The 3,558-nt window shown below is 56.9% G+C and carries 4 protein-coding genes; all 4 read right to left on the reverse strand.

Annotated elements, in window-relative coordinates; all coding sequences use genetic code 11:
* Nucleotides 1-347 precede the first annotated feature (347 nt).
* The 4 genes from ACP5OT_RS17550 to ACP5OT_RS17565 are packed head-to-tail and all read right to left on the reverse strand — an operon-like array spanning nucleotide 348 to nucleotide 2,995.
* Entirely contained in the window at nucleotides 348-599 is a 252-nt protein-coding gene (locus ACP5OT_RS17550) for a hypothetical protein (protein WP_424677494.1), read from the reverse strand.
* Nucleotides 600-632: 33 nt separating this feature from the next.
* The gene (locus tag ACP5OT_RS17555; protein WP_424677495.1) at nucleotides 633-1,379 is read right to left on the reverse strand and encodes a type 1 glutamine amidotransferase; all 747 of its coding nucleotides are present in this window, start codon (nucleotides 1,377-1,379) and stop codon (nucleotides 633-635) included.
* Between the two features lie 19 nt (nucleotides 1,380-1,398).
* Nucleotides 1,399-2,667, reverse strand: a complete 1,269-nt coding sequence (locus tag ACP5OT_RS17560; protein WP_424677496.1) for a glutamate-5-semialdehyde dehydrogenase — start codon at nucleotides 2,665-2,667, stop codon at nucleotides 1,399-1,401.
* Nucleotides 2,660-2,995, reverse strand: coding sequence for a hypothetical protein (locus tag ACP5OT_RS17565; protein ID WP_424677497.1), 336 nt, complete (start codon nucleotides 2,993-2,995; stop codon nucleotides 2,660-2,662). The genes ACP5OT_RS17560 and ACP5OT_RS17565 overlap by 8 nt, the downstream gene beginning before the upstream one ends.
* Between the last annotated feature and the right edge of the window lie 563 nt (nucleotides 2,996-3,558).

Raw genomic sequence — 3,558 nt, forward strand, 5'->3', positions numbered from 1 at the left:
AGCGCCTCTGCGTATGCCCTCACCTCCAGCCCCTCTCCTGCCGCAAGGAATAATCGCCCCTCTCCCGTGCCAGTGGGAGAGGGGACAGGGGTGAGAATCATCAGCCCGCGCCGCGGGCTTCGTCATGGTAGACCCTCTAGGGTTGGGTACTGCCGGAGCGTAATCAATCGCCACAAAAAGACTCAAAACACACAAACATATGTTGTTTTGTGTGGCTATCCAACCTGACCCCCTCTCCCGCCATGCGAGCGAAGGGACTGAAGTGAGGCTTACAGCCCGTGCAGTGGGCTTCATCATAGTTGCGCGGCTCTTCAGGATTCGACCTTAAATCAGCGGCAGCAGGGGATTTACAGTCCTACAATCCCCATTCCACCCTTGCCGGCCCGTCGTAGTCGCTCAATCGTATGCCAGCGTGGTGGAACCGGTACCCGCATCGGTGATATTCCTTGGGCAATCAGTCGCATCGAGTCGCGCCATCGCGCCGGTGGTTCAGATGAAGCTAGCGCAACGTGTGATACCTCTTCAGATAGTAACAAGGTTATCGCTGCAATTGCCGCTGCCGCCTCTTCTTCGGTTGGCGCGCCGGTGGTGATGTGCATCGTCGTGACTCCTCCATAATGACAGCGTCCTACTTAGAACCGTCGTAACAAGCGTTGTACCATCACCCGCTGTGCGGCCAATTCGCGTTCGGCAGGCAATGGTAATAACTCGGCTTGCTGACCGTACCGGCGCCGCAACGCCAGACCGATCAGGTGATCGGTCAGTTGCGGATTCTTCGGCAACAAGGCACCGTGCAAATAACACCCAAACGTATTGCGATAGACCGCACCGCCCCAACCGTCTTGCCCGTTATCGCCGTAGCCGGTCAAGACCTTGCCAAACGGACGTACTCGCGCACCATGAAATGTGCGACCGCTATGATTTTCAAATCCGACCAACCGTTGTGGTCCGTGCCCTAGATCAACCTCGATCACGATATTACCGATCATGCGCCGCTTACCGGCAATCGTATACACATCGAGCACGCCCAACCCGGGCAAGCGCTCGCCGGTGTGAGTCAGAAAATAGTGGCCGAGCAACTGGTACCCGCCGCAGATCGCCAAAAGCACCAACCCATCCTCAATCGCCGCACGCAATTCCGGCCCCTGCCGCTCGATCAGATCGGTGGTGATCAGTGCCTGCCCGCTATCCTGACCACCGCCAAAAAATGCGAAATCGACTGCTCTCCAATCGATGATATCACCCGGCTGAACAGGGATCACCTCTAGCTCGATACCGCGCCGTAGACAACGTTGACGCAACGCGATCACGTTACCACGGTCACCGTAGACATTCATATGATCGGGATAAAGATGAGCCAGGCATAGCGTAAAAGTCATACCGGTGTCTGTTCTGCTTTCATATCCGTACCAAATAATCCCCTTCACCGATCCACGTGTATGTAGTCAATTCTTGCAAACCCATCGGCCCACGGGCGTGCAGGCGGTTGGTTGAGATTGCCACCTCAGCGCCTAATCCAAACTGACCGCCGTCGTTGAAGCGAGTACTGGCATTCACGAACACCGCAGTTGCGTCAACTTCGCGGGTAAAGCGAACCGCGTTGGCCGGATCACCGGTCAAAATCGCTTCAGAATGGCCGCCGTACTGGGCAATATGATCGAGGGCTTCATCAATATCGCCCACGACTTTGATCGCCACGATCAGGGCCAGAAACTCACGGCCAAAATCGGCCGGTTCTGCCGGTCGCAACTGCCAGTTCTCGTGGCCGGGTGCGTCGGCAAGGATAGCAAGTGCTTCTAGATCGCAGCGTAGCTCAACATTGTACTCGGCTAACGTTGCTGCGACCATAGGTAAGAAGACCGGTGCTGCGGCGCGGTGAACGAGCAAGGTGTCGAGCGCATTGCACGCTCCCGGTCGCTGCACTTTGGCGTTGACCACGACCGGCACAGCACGGGCAAAATCGGCGCTTGGCTCGACATAAATATGACTAACCCCCATCCCACCCACGATTACCGGCACCGTCGCGTTCTCGACGCAAAACCGATGAAGGCTAACACCACCGCGAGGGATGATCATATCCACGTAGCGATCAAGCCGTAGCAACTGCCGCACCAATTCGCGGTCGGGATCGGTAATGCTCTGTACGGCAAATATCGGGAGACCGGCTTGTTCTAGTGCTTCGGCAATGACGGTCGTAGTGGCAGCCACGCTGCGCGCAATATCGCTCCCGCCACGGAGGATCACGGCATTACCGGCCTTGAGACACAGCGCAGCAATGTCAACTGTCACGTTGGGCCGTGCCTCGTAAATGGCGCCGATCACGCCGATTGGGACTCGCCGTTTGTACAAGCGCAAACCCGACGGCAATTCACGCCGGTCAAAAATCTCACCTACCGGGTCAGGTAATTCTGCCACCTTCCGGCAATCGTTGGCAATCGCCGCTAGTCGCGCTTCAGTCAACAGCATGCGATCGACAATCGCCGGCGGTGTGCCGGCTCGTTCGGCATCGGCTACGTCGGCCGCGTTTGCTGACAGAATTTCATCTTGGCGGGCCAATAACCCATCGGCAATTGCGTGGAGCGCCGCATTTTTCTGTTCGGTTGACACCTTCGCCAGCGTGCGCGCCGCCGTCTTCGCTCGCCGGCCAATCGTCTCGAGATCAATCATCGTGCGAACCTCCCCGATCCTGTTCATCGTAACGACGCCGTTCTGCCTCTAAATAGCGTCGGGCGCGCTCGAAGCGATCTTCCAGTTCTCCGCGTTGGTACGCTTGCCAGAGTAGCCACACTGCGATTAACACCAGCCCGCCGCCGATAACCATCAACGGTGTGAGCGCAGCCGGAATGGCATTGGCCGTAGCAACAACGACCATTGCCGCCGCTCCTAATCCCAACGCCCACTGCCGCCGCGAGCCGGCTGTGCTGCGCCGAGCCTGTACGACGAGTAGTACACCGATGATTAATGCCACAATTATCCGAATGCTGTCAAGGCTCATCGTGGTGTCCTGTGGTATGCGTCTTTGGCGGCATTGTACCACGCTCTTGGATTACGGCACGATGCTCGATACGCGCGAGATAATGCTTGCAGATTCGCAGAAGGAGGTAGATGTATAGGCTCGTTACACTCACAGGGGTACATCTCACTACACGCCGGATTATTGCCCATCCCGGCACCTCACATTCGTAGAGGCGTCTGTCGCTATGCGTTCGATGGTAAACAACAGCGCGGTATCATCAATTCGCGAAAGTACGCATCTCACCTTTCACTCTCGCCTGCACTCGGCTATCGCTCTCTGTTGAATTCACCTTCCACGAACGCCGCCCAGATTAACAAACCAACGACATGACAGTGCGGCGCTCACCATCCCACGGCCCAACAGCTCCCTTGTCATTTCGAGCGCAGCGAGAAATCTTGCCATCCGATGCACTCCGATGCTCCCCTTTTGTCCTTTCGAGCGGAGCGAGCAATCTGTCAATTCATCGCACTCCGATGCTCCCCTTTTGTCCTTTCGAGCGGAGCGAGCAATCTGTCAATTCATCGCACTCCGATGCTCCCCTT

Source organism: Chloroflexus sp. (genome assembly GCF_049970315.1).
Classification (GTDB): domain Bacteria; phylum Chloroflexota; class Chloroflexia; order Chloroflexales; family Chloroflexaceae; genus Chloroflexus.